The sequence below is a fragment of the Cupriavidus sp. 22TCCZM01-5 genome (assembly GCF_057798915.1).
In genome coordinates this window covers 1-612 of the sequence record NZ_JBYOJR010000095.1, presented here as the reverse complement: position 1 = coordinate 612, position 612 = coordinate 1, and the positions used below count along the sequence as shown (strand labels likewise).

Sequence of the window (612 nt, the reverse complement as noted above, 5' to 3'; positions counted from 1 at the left end):
CTTCCGGCTTAGTTCAGGAAAGTCATCACCATTTTCTTAGTCTCCTTATTCATCAGCTCTTCAGCACTATAGCGAGCAGAAAAAAGAAAGCAAAAACGCTCAAGCGAACAAAATGGCGAGAAAAAAAGAAAACAGAAATAAAATGGCAGGCTTGATCGGGTTGTTGGCAGTTAGTACCAGAAAAACATCCGCTTTAGCAGAAAGTGGCGATTTTAGCTGGTGGTAAAGTAAATTACCACCTTCTAAAGAAGGTGGCTTTGTGTGAGCCCCCTAAAAGGGGGCCTTTGTTTAGTCCAGCGCCAATTGCTGCTGCTCTACTCGCTCTTGCTTCTCTTGATGTCTTACATATCGGCGTATTATTTCTTCATTGATTCCAACACTATCGACAAAATAGCCTCTTTGCCAAAAGTGATTACCCCAAAGCCTGTTCTTCCTAAGGTGAGGAAACTTGCTAAATAGCTTTAAGGCTATTTTGCCTTTCAATACCCCCATCAACTTGGATATCGAAAGCTTTGGTGGGACCTTTACAACTAAATGTACGTGGTCAACTTGTACGTTTAGCTCTACGACTTCACATCCAAGTTGATTACAGTAAACATAAATACATCGATA

Annotated in this window: 1 protein-coding gene; it reads right to left on the bottom strand. The window is 41.2% G+C overall.

Going from position 1 to position 612, the window contains the following annotated elements:
- Positions 1 to 288 precede the first annotated feature (288 nt).
- Positions 289 to 612, bottom strand: a 324-nt coding sequence (tnpA, locus tag AC3FNH_RS32585) for an IS200/IS605 family transposase (RefSeq protein ID WP_488723012.1), incomplete at its 5' end; no start/stop codon positions are given.